We start from the raw sequence: 14025 nt of genomic DNA on the forward strand, positions 1-14025 counted from the left end.
CCACTCACGGATCCGAGGGGCCCTCGCCGGAAACGGCGGGGGCCTTTCGCGTTCGGGGGCCTTTCGTGATGAGGGGCCTAGCTCTCCTCGAAGGCGGCCAGCCAGCTGCGCAGGGCCGCGTCGAACCCCGCGCGCTGCGCCTCTGGCAGGCCCGCAAGCAACCGGTGCTGATTGGCGACATGCGCGGTCACGACCCTGTCGATCAGCGCCAGCCCCTCGGGCGTCAGCGCCACGACCGACCCGCGCCTGTCCTCGGGGTTCGCGCCGCGCGCGACCAGCCCCGCCTCTTCCAGCCGGTCCAGCCGGTTGGTCATCGTCCCCGAGGTCACCATGGTCCAGCTGATCAGCGCCGATGGTGTCAGCGCATGGGGAGGCCCGGCCCGGCGCAGGGTCGCCAGCACGTCGAAGCTGGCCGCCGTCAGCCCATGCGCCGCGTAGAGGCTGTTCAGCTCCTGCGTCAGGCGGTCGGTCAGCCGTTTCAGCCGTCCCAGCGTGCCCATCGGGCCGACGTCCAGATCCGGGCGCTCCTGGCGCCATTGGGAGAGTATGCGGTCAACCTGATCCATGCGCCCTCTCTGCTGCAAGAGCTATCTTGACGTCAAGACAAATCACGCCTATCCCGACAGACAAATTTATCTCGACGTCAAGATAAAAGGACGGACCGATGTCACGACTGACCGACTCCCTGCTGGCGGCCTCGGCCCCCGCGGTCTGGGGCAGCACCTATATCGTCACCTCGCAGCTGCTGCCGCCGGGCTATCCGCTGACCGATGCGGTGCTCAGGGCGCTGCCCGCCGGCCTGCTGCTGATGCTGCTCACCCGCAGCCTGCCGCCCCGGGCCTGGCTCGGACGCCTGGCGGTGCTGGGGGCGCTGAACTTCTCGATCTTCTGGGCCGCGCTCTTCATCGCCGCCTACCGGCTGCCGGGCGGCGTGGCGGCAACCCTGGGCGCGGTGCAGCCGCTGATCGTGCTGCTGCTGGCCCGCCTGGCGCTTGGCACCCGGCTGACGGCGCGCGGGATCGCGGCGGCCCTGGCGGGCATCCTCGGTGTGGCGCTGCTGGTCATCGGCCCCGAGGCGCAGCTGGATCCGCTGGGCCTGGCTGCCGCCCTGACCGGCGCCGTCTCGATGGCCTGCGGCGTGGTGCTGACGCGCAGGTGGCGCCCCGAGGCCGGGGCGCTCACCTTGACGGCCTGGCAGCTGACCGCCGGCGGAGTACTGCTGCTGCCCTTCGCGCTCTGGCTGGAACCCGCCCTGCCCGCGCTCAGCCCCGCCAACCTGGCCGGTTTCCTCTGGCTGGGGGTGATCGGCGCTGCGGTCAGCTATTTCTTCTGGTTCCGTGGCATCGACCGGCTGGGCCCGGCGGCCGTAACCGGTTTCGGCTTCCTCAGCCCGCTGACCGCCGTCCTGCTGGGCTGGCTGATCCTCGGCGAGGCCCTGTCCCCGCTGCAACTGACCGGCGCCGGGATCGTGCTGGGCTGCGTCTGGCTGGGCAGCCGCGCCCCGCGCCGCTGCGCCTGAGCCCGCACCGCCCGGCGGACCGGGCAGCATCGCGTGACGGCCTTAAAGCGAATGAAAACATGACGCTAACAAGCATCAGCGAGAAGCAACTTACCGCCGGGTCGGGTCTGTTGACGACACATTCAGGCCACATTCCATCCGCACAACCGGTCATCGCAAGACAGACCAGAATAACCAGTAGGAGTGTTATCCGATGAAGATGACCACCCAACTCGTCCTGACCGCGGCCATGCTGGCGCTGGCCACCCCCGTCGTCATGGCAGACCTGACCGGCAGCGGGGCCGCCCTCGCCAAGAGCGACAATGCCAACGGAGGCAACTCCGGTGACAAGGGCAACTCCGGCAACAACGGGAACTCCGGCAACAACGGGAACTCCGGCAACAACGGCAATTCGGGGAATAACGGGAACTCGGGCAAGAGCGACAGCGCCCGCGGCAACAGCGGCGAAAAGCCCCTCGCCGCCTCGCTGAAGTCGCTCAACTCGCTGAACCGCAACATGAACGGCATCATGAATTCTTCGGATCCCAAGATGGTGCCGGTGAAAGCCTACCTTGGCGCCGTCGCGACCGCAGAAGAGGCCGCCGGGGCGCTGGATGCCGCCCGCGCCGATTATGCCGACAGCTACGCTGATCTCGCCGCCTCGGCGGAGACCCTCGGCCTGTCCGAAACGCCCGGGACCTGGGCCTCGGAAATCGCCGACCTGCGCAGCGCCCTCGACGCCAACCCCGTCGCAGAGGGAGAAGAAGGCTACGACGCCTACCAGGAACAGCTTGCCGATCTCGCCGAGGCCGAAGCTGCCCTGGCGGAGGCCCTGGCCGACAAGGCCGTGTTGGACCAGGCCGAGATCACCTCGGCAGAGGCCGAGGAAGCGATCAGCGACGACGCCCTGCGCTCGGCCCTGGTGGCGGCGCACAACGCCACCGGCAATGCCCCGATCACCGAGGCCGACGTCACCCCTGAGATGCTGGACTTCGCCCGCCGCGAACTGCAGCTCTGATCCGCTGAGCGAAACGAAAAGGCCCCGACGCTGCCGTCGGGGCCTTTTCATGTCCGGCGCAAAGGATCAGGCCTTGGGCGTCTTGTCATCCTCGACGGCATAGGTCTCGAACAGCTTCGCCTGGGTGATGAAGAAGCCGAAGATCGCCGCCGACAGGCCGAAGGTCTTGAACGAAACCCAGGTCTCGGTGCTGAAACCGCGCCAGATGATCTCGTTGAGCACCGCCAGCGCCAGGAAGAAGTAGCAGAGGCGACGGGTCAGGATCATCCAGCCCTCGCGCTTCAGCGGCATGGCCTCTTCCATCACCAGTTGCAGCCAGCTCTCGCCGCGCAGCAAACCGATGCCGAGGGCGCCGCCGAACAGCAGGTAGATCATCGTCGGCTTCATCTTGAAGAAGCGCTCGTCGTTAAAATAGACCGAGAGCCCGCCGAAGACGACCACCAGCACTGCCGTCATCACCTGCATCTTCGACAGCTTGCCGGTCAGCTTCCACAGCGCCAGGGTCGAGGCGATGATCAGCGGGATGAAGCCCGCGGTGATCAGGATGAAGCTCTCGTACTCGCGCCCGCCAATGGTGAAGACCCGGTCCTTCAGCACGAAATAGGCCACGAAGAACAGCAGCACCGGCCCCAGTTCCAGCGACATCTTCAGGGCGGGGGAAATCTTTCTGGTCTCGGCCACGGGGCTCTCCTTCATCGTCCACCCATCTCTACTATCACGGCCCCTGCCGCAATCAACGTCATCAGGACGATCCGGCGGGGTCCCACCGTCTCCTTCAGCACCAGCCAGCCGATCAGCGCGGCAAAGACCGTCGAGGTCTCGCGCAGGACGGCGGCTTCGCCGACCTTGTCCAGCCGCGTCGCCAGCATCACCGACCCGAACGAGCCATAGGCCACGACCGCCCCCAGCAGGCCACCGCGCAGCCAGTTGCGCCGGGTCGGGCGCTGCTTGGGCGACAGTCCGCGCCAGCGCCAGGCCAGCAGCAGCGGAAAGTCCAGGTTGGTGACCAGGAAGAACCAGGCCAGGAAGCTGAAGGGATCCGGCAGGGCGCGGATCGCATAGGCATCGTAGGTCGTGTAGGCCGCCACCAGCGAACCGGTCGCCAGCGCCAGCCCCATGGCTGCGACCAGCGTGTCGCGCGCCACTGTGATGGTGCGCAGGTTGTAGAGCGCCAGGCCGAAGATCCCCGAAAGCAGCACCGCCACGCCCAGCCACTGCAGCGGCGCGAAGGTCTCACCGAAGATCACCCAGGCGCCGAGCACGGTGAATACCGGCCCGGTGCCGCGCACCACCGGGTAGACCACGGTATAGGCGCCGCGCGAATAGGCCATGGCCATGCCGATCTTGTAGGCCATGTGGATCGGGATCGCCCCCAGCACCAGCGCCCATTGCAGCGCCCCCTCGGGCGGCGGCACCAGGAAGAGCACGGCCGGAATGGCCAGCAGCACCATGAAGACATCCATGATCCCGCGCGAGGTCCAGGGATCCAGCCGCCCCTTCTGCAACGAGCCGAAGAGCGCATGCAGGAAGGCCGCCGCCAGCGCCAGCATCAGCGCCGCCTCGTGTCCGGCCTCGGTGCCCTCGATGGAGGTGATCCAGGTGCTCATGCGACGGGCGCCTTTGCGAAAATGAACCGGCGGGGCTCCGGCGACGTTGACCCAGCGATGGAAAGCTTACTCGACACGCATTTCGCCTCTCCGGTCCCGGGTCTCGGCTGGCCCGCCATCCTGTTGCGCCTGCTCGGGGCGCTGATCCTCGGCGGCGTCATCGGCTGGGAACGCGAGCGGCAGGAAAAGTCGGCAGGTCTGCGCACGCATATGCTGGTGTCGCTGGCGGCCTGCCTGTTCACGCTGATCATGCTCGGCATCCTGATGAGCCCGCTGACCGACGATGACTCGATCCGCAAGGACCCGATCCGCGTGATCGAGGCGGTCACCGCCGGGGTCGCCTTCCTCGCCGGGGGGGCGATCTTCACCGCCGACGACAAGGTCCGGGGCATCACCACCGGCGCCGGGCTCTGGCTGGCCGGGGCGGTCGGCCTCTCGGCGGGCATGGGCAACCTGGCGCTGGCGGCGCTCACCTCGGTGATGGCCGTCACGGTGCTCTGGCTGATGAAGCGCGTGCTCGAGTGATGGACCGCATCACGGCCCGCCCGGAGGGACGTTGTCTGCGACAGGGGCTGCGGTCCTAGCTGTCCAGCCCGGTGAGGGCCCTGGCGAAATCCTCGGGATCGAAGGGCGCGAGGTCGTCGATCTGCTCGCCGACGCCGATGGCATGGATCGGCAGGCCGAACTTGTCGGCCAGCGCCACCAGCACACCGCCCTTGGCAGTGCCGTCCAGCTTGGTCATGACAAGCCCCGAGACATCGGCCAGCTTGCGGAAGGTCTCGACCTGGCTGACGGCGTTCTGGCCGGTGGTGGCATCCAGCACCAGCAGCGTGTTGTGCGGCGCCGTGGGATCCTTCTTGCGGATCACCCGGACGATCTTGGCCAGTTCCTCCATCAGGTCCTGGCGGTTTTGCAACCGCCCGGCGGTGTCGATCATCAGCAGGTCGGCGCCCTGCTCCTCGGCCATGGTCATGGCGTCGAAGGCCAGGCTGGCCGGATCGCTGCCGGTCTCGGCCTTCAGCACCGGCACCCCGGCGCGCTGCCCCCAGACCTCGAGCTGCTCGACCGCAGCGGCGCGGAAGGTATCCCCGGCGGCGATCACCACCGACTTGCCCGCGGCGCGGAACTGCGAGGCCAGCTTGCCGATCGTCGTCGTCTTGCCCGATCCGTTGACCCCGACCACCAGCACCACCTGCGGCGTCTTCTGATAGATCGGCAGCGGTCGCGCCACGGGCTCCATCACCCGGGTGACCTCCTGCGAGAGCAGCCGCTTGATCTCGTCGACCGAGAGCTTCTGGCCCATCCGCCCCGCCGCCATGTTGGCGGTAATGCGCAGCGCCGTGTCCACCCCCATGTCCGAGGCGATCAGCAGCTCTTCCAGGCTTTCCAGCATCTCGTCATCCAGCACCCGGCGCGGGGCGCTGTCGCCCCCCCGCCCGAACAGTCGAGAGACGAGCCCACCGCCGCGTGCCGTTTCCCTGTCGAGCAGGCCCTGCTGGGCCAGCTCGGGGCCGGGTGCGGGCACCTCGTCCGGGCCGGGGCTGGGCAGCTCCGGCTGCGGCACATCCGGCGCCGGAGTGTCAGGCACCGGGCGTTCCGGCAGGTCCGGCGCGGGGGTATCGGGCACTTCCTCGGGTGCCGGGCGCGGCACCTCGCGGGGGTCCGGCGCGGCAGTCGCGGCACCTGCCCCCTCGTCGACAATGGCGTCCAGCCCCGCCTCAAGCCGCGACGAGGACTTGAACAGCCGGTCCTTCAGTTTCGAAAACAGCGCCATGGGGCTTCCTTCCTTGCTTGCCCCCGAGGTAATGCCAAAGCCGCCGCGATGGAAGGCCCCGACCCGACGAGACCGCCCCGGATCGGTCCGGATCGCCGCGAAACGGCTGACATTCTGCCCGATTGAAACCGCAAAGACGGCTATTGTGGCGGCCGGACGCCCCCAAGACCCCCCGGGCCGACCCGGGGAACACGAAGGTAGAACCATGCCCGCATTCCTGATCGCCACCCTTGTGCCGGTCCCGCTGCTGATGCTTGCCGCCATGGCGGGCGGCGCCTGGGGCTGGATCGCGCTGGTCTACCTGACCGCCTTCACCGCCCTGCTGGACGTGCTCTTGCCGAAGAACTGGCACAACCCGCCGCTGGAAGATGCCATGCCGGGCGGGGTCGGCCTGCAGGTCGGGCTTGGCGTGGCGCATCTGTGGCTGGTGCTGATCGCGATGCGCTTTCTCGGCAGCCCCGGCGGTGCCGAGACCTGGGACGAGGTGCTGCCCGCCGCCATCGCCTTCGGGGTCTACTTCGGCCAGGTCTCCCATCCCAACGCCCATGAGCTGATCCACCGTCCGAAGCGCGCCCTGCGCCGCCTCGGGCGGATGATCTATGCCAGCCTGCTCTTTGGCCATCACGCCAGCGCCCACCCCAAGGTGCATCATGTCTGGGTCGCCTCGCCCTACGACCCCAACACCGCCATGCTGGGAGAGGGCTTCTGGGCCTACTTCGGCCGGGCCTGGCGCGGGTCCTTCATCGAAGGCTACAAGATCGAAAGCTACGATCTGAGGCGCGCCGGCAAGGCCCGCCTCCGCCATCCCTACATCGGCTATGTCGCGACCGCCGCGATCTGCATGGCGCTGGCACTCGGCTTCGGCGGGGTCCCGGGGCTGGCGATCTATGTCGGTATCTGCGTCTTCGCCCAGATCCAGATCCTGCTGGCCGACTACGTGCAGCACTACGGGCTGGAGAGGGAAGAGCGCGCCCATGGCAAGCTTGCGCCCGTCGGCCCCGAGCATTCCTGGAACGCCCCCCACGCCGCCAGCCAGGCGATGATGCTGAATGCACCGCGTCATTCCGACCACCACCTGCACCCCGGGCGGATCTATCCCGGCCTGCAACTGGACCGCGAGACGATGCCGATGCTGCCGCGCGCTCTGCCGGTGATGGCCACGGTGGCGCTTTTCCCTGGCTGGTGGCGGCGGGTGATGGATCCGCGCGTCGGCGCGCTGGAGGCCGCAAGGACATCCCGCCTGCGAGACGAGGCCCGCGCCAGGTCGGCGGGCCCCCACCTTGGCGCCGCCGGCGCTGACTGACCGACCCCACCCGGCGCCCGACGCGCGGGCGGTCGCGCGTCCACCCCGCCCAGGCAGTTCCCTGTTGCACCGCGCCGCCGCTCTGCCAGACTGGCGGAATGAGATCCCATGCCCTCCTCATCGCGCTCCTGCTTGGCCTGCCCCTTGCCGCACCGGCCCAGGACAGCCGCCAGACCGGCCCAGACGGCGCCCAGACCGTCCCCGGCAACGCCCTGTCGGCGCAAGAGTTCGACGCCTATTCCCTTGGCAAGACGTTCTATTACGGCGCCGAGGGCCAGGCCTACGGGGTCGAGGAATACCTGCCGGGCCGCCGCGTCCGCTGGTCCTTCCTGGATGGCAATTGCAAGGACGGGCACTGGTACGAAGAGGCCGGCCACATCTGCTTCGTCTACGAAGACCAGCCCGATCCGCAGTGCTGGAGCTTCGTCGAGGGCGGCAACGGGCTGACCGCCTATTTCCAGGGCGGCGAGGAAACGGTGCTCTACGAGATGCAGTCCAGCGCCGAGCCGATGCAGTGCAAGGGCCCCGAGGTCGGCGTCTGAGCCGCCCCTGCTCCCTCCCCGGAAACCGCCCCTAGAACAGCGAGCCCTGCCCCGAGGGCGGTTCGTCCTTCGCCGGCTTGCGTGGGGCCTTCGCGGCGGGTTTCTGCGGCGTCGGTGCCTTCGATGCGGCGGGGTCGCCCCCCTCCTCAACGGGGCGCGCAGGCATCTCGCCCAGCTCCAGGTTGCCATCCGCGAATTCCAGCCGCAGCCCCGAGGCCGCTGCCGCCGCATCGCGCGAGCGCAGCAGCTGCCCCTCGCCGTCATGCACCAGCACGTAGCCGCGCCGCAAGGTGGCCTTGTAACCCAGGGTTTCGCGCATCCGTTCGGCGGCGCCGAGCCGATCACGGCGGCGGCGCAGATCGGCCTCGCCAGCACGGGAGAGGCGGGCGAGGGTTTCGGCCAGGTCGCCCTTCTGGCGCGCTAGATCGCGCGAGATCGGCCGCAGGCTCAGCCGGTCCGAACGGTAGCCCAGTGCCTCGCGCTTGGCGGTGACGGCGCGGTCCAGTGCCGGTCGCAACCGGGCCGAGAGCGCCTCCAGCCGCCGGCCTTCCTCGGCCAGCCGTCCGCGCAGCAGGGCCGGCCGCAGGGCGCCGCGCTCGGACAGGGTGACCCGCCGCCGCTGCGCCAGCCCGCGCAGGGCATTGGGCAGGCGGTCGGACAGGTAATCCAGACGCTGCTTCGGCCCCTCGGTCAGCGTTTCGGGGCGCGGCAGGGCACGCGACAGGTCGCGCAGCCAGCGCCCGCGTGTCTCGACCGCCTGGGTCTGGGCACGGGTCAGGCGTGCGCCCTGTTCAGCGACCCAGGCCAGCAGCTCTCCGCGCACCGGCACGGCCAGCTCGGCGGCGGCGGTCGGGGTCGGGGCGCGGCGGTCGGACACGAAGTCGATCAGCGTCGTGTCGGTCTCGTGCCCGACCGCAGAGATCAGCGGAATCTCACTGGCGGCGGCGGCGCGGGCGACGATTTCCTCGTTGAACCCCCAGAGGTCTTCCAGGCTGCCCCCGCCCCGCGCCACGATGATCAGGTCAGGCCGCGGCAGGGCGCCGCCCGGCGTCATGGCGTTGAACCCGGCGATCCCGCGCGCCACCTCGGGCGCGCAAGTCTTGCCCTGAACGGCGACCGGCCAGATCAGCACCTTGCGCGGGAAGCGATCCCGCAGCCGGTGCAGGATGTCGCGGATCACCGCCCCCGAGGGCGAGGTCACCACGCCGATCACCTCGGGCAGGAAGGGGAGCGGCTTCTTGCGCGAAGCCTCGAAAAGCCCCTCGGCCGCCAGCATCTGCTTGCGCTTCTCCAGCATGGCCATCAGGGCGCCCATGCCGGCCGGCGCCATGTCCTCGATCACCAGCTGGTACTTGGACTGGCCCGGGAAGGTGGTCAGCCGCCCCGTCACGACGACCTCCAGCCCCTCTTCGGGGCGGGTCTCCAGCCGGCTCGCGACACCTTTCCAGATCACCCCGGCAATCACCGAGCGGTCGTCCTTCAGGTCCATGTAGACATGCCCCGAGCGCGGGAAGCTCACCCGCCCGATCTCGCCACGGACCCGGACATGGGCAAACTCGCCCTCGACCACGCGCTTCACCGCGCCCGAAAGCTCGGAAACCGTGAACTCCGGCGCATTGCCGGGGGTGTCGTCCTCGAACATGTCCATGAAACTGCCCCTTGTTTCGGGACAGTTTAACGCTGCCGCCAGAGGGTTGAAAGACCCGGCCTTGGCGCCCGCCGCCGATGTCGGACGCCTTCGGCGGGAGTATTTTCAGCCTGGTGATGATACAAGGCGCTCTTTTGCCCATCACCAGGCTGAAAATACTCCGGGGGAGTCCGCCTTGGCGGACGGGGGCAGCGCCCCCTCCCCGCTTGCCCCCTCCCCGCTTGCCCCTGGGGCGGGCGACGGCTAAACCCCGGCCATAGCTTCGGAGGCCATGATCCATGAACATTCTCATCCTCGGCGGCGGCGGTCGCGAACATGCGCTGGCCTGGGCCGTTTTGCAGAACCCCAAGTGCGACAAGCTGATCGTCGCGCCGGGTAATGCCGGGATCGCCAGGATCGCCGAATGCGCCGATCTCGACATTCTCGACGGTGGCGCGGTGGCCGAGTTCGCCGAGGCCAATGCCATCGACTTCGTCATCGTCGGCCCCGAGGGACCGCTGGCCGCCGGGGTGGCCGACCGCCTGCGCGAGGCCGGCCTGCTGGTCTTCGGTCCCAGCCAGGCCGCCGCCCGGCTGGAAGCCTCGAAGAGCTTCACCAAGGAGATCTGCGACGCCGCCGGCGCGCCGACCGCCGCCTATGCCCGCTTCACCGAGGCCGCGCCCGCGAAGGACTACATCCTCCAGCAGGGCGCGCCCATCGTGGTCAAGGCCGATGGCCTGGCTGCCGGCAAGGGCGTCATCGTCGCGATGACCGAGGCCGAGGCGCTGGAGGCCATCGACGACATGTTCGGCGGTGAATTCGGCAGCGCCGGCGCCGAAGTGGTGATCGAGGAATTCATGGAGGGCGAAGAGGCCAGCTTCTTCGTGCTCTGCGACGGCGAGACCGCCCTGCCGATCGGCACTGCCCAGGACCACAAGCGCGTCGGCGAGGGCGACGAGGGCCCCAACACCGGCGGCATGGGCGCCTATTCCCCCGCCCCCGTCCTCTCCGATGCCATCGCCGAGCGCGCCATGGCGGAGATCATCCGCCCGACCCTGGCCGAGATGGCAAAGCGCGGCACCCCCTACGAGGGCGTCCTCTACGCCGGCTTCATGATCAAGGACGGCCAGGCGCGGCTGGTCGAATACAACTGCCGCTTCGGCGATCCCGAATGCCAGGTGCTGATGATGCGCCTCGGCGGCCAGGCTCTGGACCTGATGCAGGCCGCCGCCGAGCACCGCCTGGCCGAGGCCCGCGTCAACTGGGCCGAAGACCACGCGATGACCGTGGTCATGGCCGCCGCCGGCTATCCCGGCGCCTATGCCAAGGGCACCGAGATCCGCGGCCTCGACGCCCTGCCCGAGACCGCCGCCCAGATGTGCTTCCATGCCGGCACACGGGCCGAGGGCGGCAAGGTGCTGGCCAATGGCGGGCGGGTGCTGAACCTGACCGCGCGCGGCGCCTCGCTGGCCGAGGCCCGCGAGCGCGCCTATGCCATGGCCGACACGCTGGACTGGCCCGAGGGCTTCCTGCGCCGTGACATCGGCTGGCGCATCCTCGGCTGACGAGCCACTCGCCCTGAAGATGAGCACCTGCGCCGGTCCCTCGGGGCTGGCGGCCTCCCTGCCTGGTCCGGCCACATGCGCCGGCCGGGCCCTGAGACGCCAGCGTTTCATGGGCCATTCCGATGTCGCGACGGCCGCCACCTTCTGCCGGGCAAGGTACGGACAAGAGGTGTTTTCCGCCCCGCCACGCGCCAAGGGCGCTTGCAGGATTCAACCATTCGCGTAATCTCCCGCGTCATGAATGCCCAGGCAGCGCCCCGCACGGATCACAGTTTCACCTTCCGCCCGGCCAAGCTGCGGCGGCCCCAAACCTGGTCTTTCAAGGGCGACCGGCTGACCGGTCCCGGCGGCACCGTGGCCCTGCGCAGCGTCCAGAGGGCGAGCCTGCTGCAGATGCGCAGCGGCGCAACCCGGACGATGCGCTTCGATCTCGAGACCGCCGGACAGGTGGCACGGATCCAGATCGCCACGTCGGCACGACGCAACGAGGAAGACCCGGATCTCGCCGAGTATCTCGGACTGCTGTCTCAGGTCGCCACGCGGCTCGGGCAGGTGCGCCCCGGCATGACCTACCAGATGGAGGACACCGGCCGCGCCCGCCTCGCGGTCTTCCTGATCGGAGCGGCATTGCTGTTGGTCGGCCTGGTGCTCTGCGCGCTCGCGGCGCTGGCCTTCCACGGCCAGCCACGCAATTTTTTCACCCTGCTGCCCGTGCTTTTGCTGATGATGGTCGCCGGGGCGCTGATCTCCTGCCGGTTCTGGCCCTTCCGGCGGGCCGAGGAACTATCCCCTCGCCACCCTGCCCTTCATCCTCTGGACCATGGGCGGCCCGCGCCCCGAGGGCATGCCCGACGCGCCTATGGCCTCGGACACGGTCGTCAGCCTGCGCTAGCCAGGCCATGCCCTCGGGGCGGTCCCGGTCACGAGGGACAGGCCAGCGCCGCATCCAGGCTGTCGGGCCCCGCATAGGGGCCGATGACACGGCGTGTCACCTCGCCCTCGCGGGTGAGGCGCAGCGCCAGGATCTGCTGCCAGGTCGCATCCGCCAGCACCATCTCGACCCCTCGGGCGCAGCTGCGGATCCCGCCGGGAATGCGATCCCAGCCGATCCGGTGATTGCTCACCCCCCCGGTCCGGGCGATCTCGGTCAGCTGCCCGGCCTCGTGGCGCCAGATGCGCAGGGTCCGGGCCAGGTGCGGGCGATCCACATAGGCCAGCTCGACCCGGCCGTCGCCGTCAAGATCCGCCGCGCCAAGCGGGGCCAGCCAGCGATTGGCCTGCCCGATATGCGGCGTGGCGGTGATCCGGCCCGCCGGCCCCCAGACCGCCAGGCGCGCCCCGAGGCTGGCGTGGCTTTCGACCGTGACCACCTCGGCGGCACCATCGCCGTCCAGATCGGCCAGCCGCGGGGCCAGGTCCTCGAAGACAAGCTCTTGCGGCAGGCGGAACAGGCGGGTGGAGCCGCCAGACAGGGTCAGTTCGAGCGCGCCATATTCGATCGCATCCCCCAGCACGCCATGGGCATAGCGGCTGGTCGGCGCGTCGTAGCGCGCGGCACGGATGGTCTCGGCCCGGGCCTGCCCCGGCAGGCCGGTCGCGAGGGCACAGAGCATCGCCGCGCCGAGCCCCAGCCATCGCGCGGGGGGGGACCGTCGGGGACCTGAAAGAGAGGGCGCGGCCGGGCCGGCAAGCCGGGTGCCGCCGCGCCGCGCCATCAGATCTGGCGCTCGGGCATCTGCACGACGAGGCCGTCCAGTGCCTCGGTCACCTTGATCTGGCAGGTCAGGCGAGAGCGGGCCGGATCGGGCTCGTAGGCGAAGTCCAGCATGTCCTCTTCCATGTCGTCCTTCGCGGGCAGCTTCTCGACCCAGTCGGGGGCGACGTAGACATGGCAGGTAGAACAGGCGCAGGCACCGCCGCAGTCGGCCTCGATGCCGGGGATTCCGTTGTCGCGGGCGCCTTCCATCACGGTCAGGCCCGGTTTCACGTCGACGACATGCTCGGTGCCGTCGTGTTCGATATAGGTGATCTTCGCCATCTGCCGGGTCCTTCCGTCTGGGTCTGCTGCGAGGCTGCCTTGGGCCGCCCCGCCTACCTAGCCGCGCCATGGCCGCCGTTCCAGCCCCTTTCCGCCCCGCAGCCCCTCAGCAGCGGCCATTGCCCGCGCCAAAGGCGCTTCCGGGGCGGCGGCAAAGCGACTAGGGTATCCGCCGAGGCAGAGGACGGACCATGGCAGCAGAAAGCTCTGGCACCAGGCGGCGGGCAGGATCGCGACTTGCGCCCGCGGGCATCGTGCCCGTCGGGCTGACCTGCCTGATGTTGACGGGCTGCGCCGCCGAGCTGCCCGACTTTCCCGCCCTCGGCACGCCCGAGATCACCCGCCTCTATGCCCGCCCGCCGCCCGGATCGGACCCCTCGCAATGCTGGGGCAAGGAGGTGCAGCCCGCCGTGGTCGAGACCGTCACCGCGCAGATCCTGATGCAGCCGGCCGAGGTGCATAGCGACGGCCGGGTGACCCAGCCTGCGATCTACAAGACCGAGACCCGGCAGGAGATCATCCGCGAGCGCCGCGAGCTCTGGTTCCGGGTGCCCTGCGACGAAGAGCTGACCCCGGCCTTCACCGCTTCGCTGCAACGGGCGCTGGCGGCACGGGGGCTCTACACCGGTGCGATCAACGGCGAGATGAGCGCCCGCACCCGCCGCGCCGTGCGCGCCTACCAGGCACCACAGGGGCTGGACAGCGGCATCCTCTCGCTGGCGGCAGCGCGCCAGCTGGGACTGGCCGAGCTGGACATCGCCCCAGAGGGCTAGGGCGGGGCCCGGCTGCCCGGAGCGCCTGGCGTGCCAGGCGCCCTCGCCCTGTGTGGGGGGGGGGGGGACGCTGGTCCGGCAGGACGACGGGGTGCCCGTGGGATAGGGGGGGCCGGGGGCGCTGCCCCCACCCGCTGTGCGGGCTCCCCCGCAGTATTTTCAGCCTTTGGATAGACACTGGCATGGCCCGTCGTGGGGCGCCGGGATCCCCGCTGACTGGGACCCGTGAGGAGTGGTTCGGCTGTTTCATGGCGATGTCGGTCGGGTCCGGTGCGGGATT

At 69.6% G+C, this 14025-nt stretch carries 15 protein-coding genes; 8 read left to right on the forward strand and 7 right to left on the reverse strand.

What is annotated here, in order from left to right; translation table 11 throughout:
• Positions 1–77 precede the first annotated feature (77 nt).
• Positions 78–566 (reverse strand): MarR family winged helix-turn-helix transcriptional regulator, encoded by a 489-nt coding sequence (locus OS124_RS0120105; RefSeq protein WP_010141752.1) that lies wholly within the window; start codon positions 564–566, stop codon positions 78–80.
• Positions 567–664: 98 nt separating this feature from the next.
• On the opposite strand from OS124_RS0120105, the gene OS124_RS0120110 reads away from it, so the two are divergent.
• Together OS124_RS0120110 and OS124_RS27625 are read left to right on the forward strand one after the other, a co-directional pair.
• On the forward strand, positions 665–1519 hold the full coding sequence (locus OS124_RS0120110; protein WP_010141753.1) for an EamA family transporter: 855 nt from the start codon (positions 665–667) through the stop codon (positions 1517–1519).
• Between the two features lie 193 nt (positions 1520–1712).
• Positions 1713–2516, forward strand: a complete 804-nt coding sequence (locus OS124_RS27625; RefSeq protein WP_010141754.1) for a hypothetical protein — start codon at positions 1713–1715, stop codon at positions 2514–2516.
• Between the two features lie 66 nt (positions 2517–2582).
• Here the strand turns inward: OS124_RS27625 and OS124_RS0120120 are convergent, their stop codons facing one another.
• Both OS124_RS0120120 and OS124_RS0120125 read right to left on the reverse strand, forming a co-directional pair.
• A complete protein-coding gene (locus tag OS124_RS0120120; RefSeq protein WP_010141755.1) occupies positions 2583–3212 on the reverse strand; it encodes an inner membrane-spanning protein YciB in 630 nt (209 codons plus the stop codon).
• Positions 3209–4123, reverse strand: coding sequence for a DMT family transporter (locus OS124_RS0120125; RefSeq protein ID WP_010141756.1), 915 nt, complete (start codon positions 4121–4123; stop codon positions 3209–3211). The genes OS124_RS0120120 and OS124_RS0120125 overlap by 4 nt, the downstream gene beginning before the upstream one ends.
• Positions 4124–4180: 57 nt before the next feature.
• Between OS124_RS0120125 and OS124_RS0120130 the strand changes: the two genes are divergently transcribed.
• Positions 4181–4648, forward strand: a complete 468-nt coding sequence (locus OS124_RS0120130) for an MgtC/SapB family protein (protein ID WP_010141757.1) — start codon at positions 4181–4183, stop codon at positions 4646–4648.
• 55 nt (positions 4649–4703) lie between these two features.
• Here OS124_RS0120130 and ftsY read toward each other — a convergent pair whose 3' ends face one another.
• Positions 4704–5897, reverse strand: coding sequence for a signal recognition particle-docking protein FtsY (gene ftsY / locus OS124_RS0120135; RefSeq protein WP_010141758.1), 1194 nt, complete (start codon positions 5895–5897; stop codon positions 4704–4706).
• A gap of 205 nt (positions 5898–6102) precedes the next feature.
• Between ftsY and OS124_RS25395 the strand changes: the two genes are divergently transcribed.
• Both OS124_RS25395 and OS124_RS0120145 read left to right on the forward strand, forming a co-directional pair.
• Positions 6103–7200: an alkane 1-monooxygenase gene (locus OS124_RS25395; RefSeq protein WP_010141759.1), complete on the forward strand. Its 1098-nt coding sequence runs from the start codon at positions 6103–6105 to the stop codon at positions 7198–7200.
• A gap of 98 nt (positions 7201–7298) precedes the next feature.
• Positions 7299–7742, forward strand: a complete 444-nt coding sequence (locus tag OS124_RS0120145) for a hypothetical protein (protein WP_010141760.1) — start codon at positions 7299–7301, stop codon at positions 7740–7742.
• A 31-nt stretch (positions 7743–7773) separates the two neighbouring features.
• On the opposite strand, the gene xseA is transcribed toward OS124_RS0120145, so the two are convergent.
• Entirely contained in the window at positions 7774–9390 is a 1617-nt protein-coding gene (gene xseA / locus OS124_RS0120150; protein WP_010141761.1) for an exodeoxyribonuclease VII large subunit, read from the reverse strand.
• A gap of 278 nt (positions 9391–9668) precedes the next feature.
• Here xseA and purD point away from each other — a divergent pair, with 278 nt between their 5' ends.
• Positions 9669–10934: a phosphoribosylamine--glycine ligase gene (gene purD, locus OS124_RS0120155; protein ID WP_010141762.1), complete on the forward strand. Its 1266-nt coding sequence runs from the start codon at positions 9669–9671 to the stop codon at positions 10932–10934.
• Positions 10935–11171: 237 nt separating this feature from the next.
• Entirely contained in the window at positions 11172–11903 is a 732-nt protein-coding gene (locus OS124_RS0120160; RefSeq protein ID WP_010141763.1) for a hypothetical protein, read from the forward strand.
• On the opposite strand, the gene OS124_RS0120165 is transcribed toward OS124_RS0120160, so the two are convergent.
• Both OS124_RS0120165 and OS124_RS0120170 read right to left on the reverse strand, forming a co-directional pair.
• Positions 11855–12547, reverse strand: a complete 693-nt coding sequence (locus OS124_RS0120165) for an FG-GAP repeat domain-containing protein (protein WP_010141765.1) — start codon at positions 12545–12547, stop codon at positions 11855–11857. The two genes, OS124_RS0120160 and OS124_RS0120165, sit on opposite strands and share 49 nt — an antisense overlap.
• A gap of 101 nt (positions 12548–12648) precedes the next feature.
• Entirely contained in the window at positions 12649–12972 is a 324-nt protein-coding gene (locus OS124_RS0120170; RefSeq protein ID WP_010141766.1) for a 2Fe-2S iron-sulfur cluster-binding protein, read from the reverse strand.
• Between the two features lie 191 nt (positions 12973–13163).
• On the opposite strand from OS124_RS0120170, the gene OS124_RS0120175 reads away from it, so the two are divergent.
• A complete protein-coding gene (locus OS124_RS0120175) occupies positions 13164–13745 on the forward strand; it encodes a peptidoglycan-binding domain-containing protein (RefSeq protein WP_010141767.1) in 582 nt (193 codons plus the stop codon).
• The last annotated feature ends 280 nt before the right edge of the window (positions 13746–14025 follow it).

The sequence above is a fragment of the Oceanicola sp. S124 genome (genome assembly GCF_000220565.1).
In the GTDB taxonomy this organism is placed as follows: domain Bacteria; phylum Pseudomonadota; class Alphaproteobacteria; order Rhodobacterales; family Rhodobacteraceae; genus Pseudooceanicola.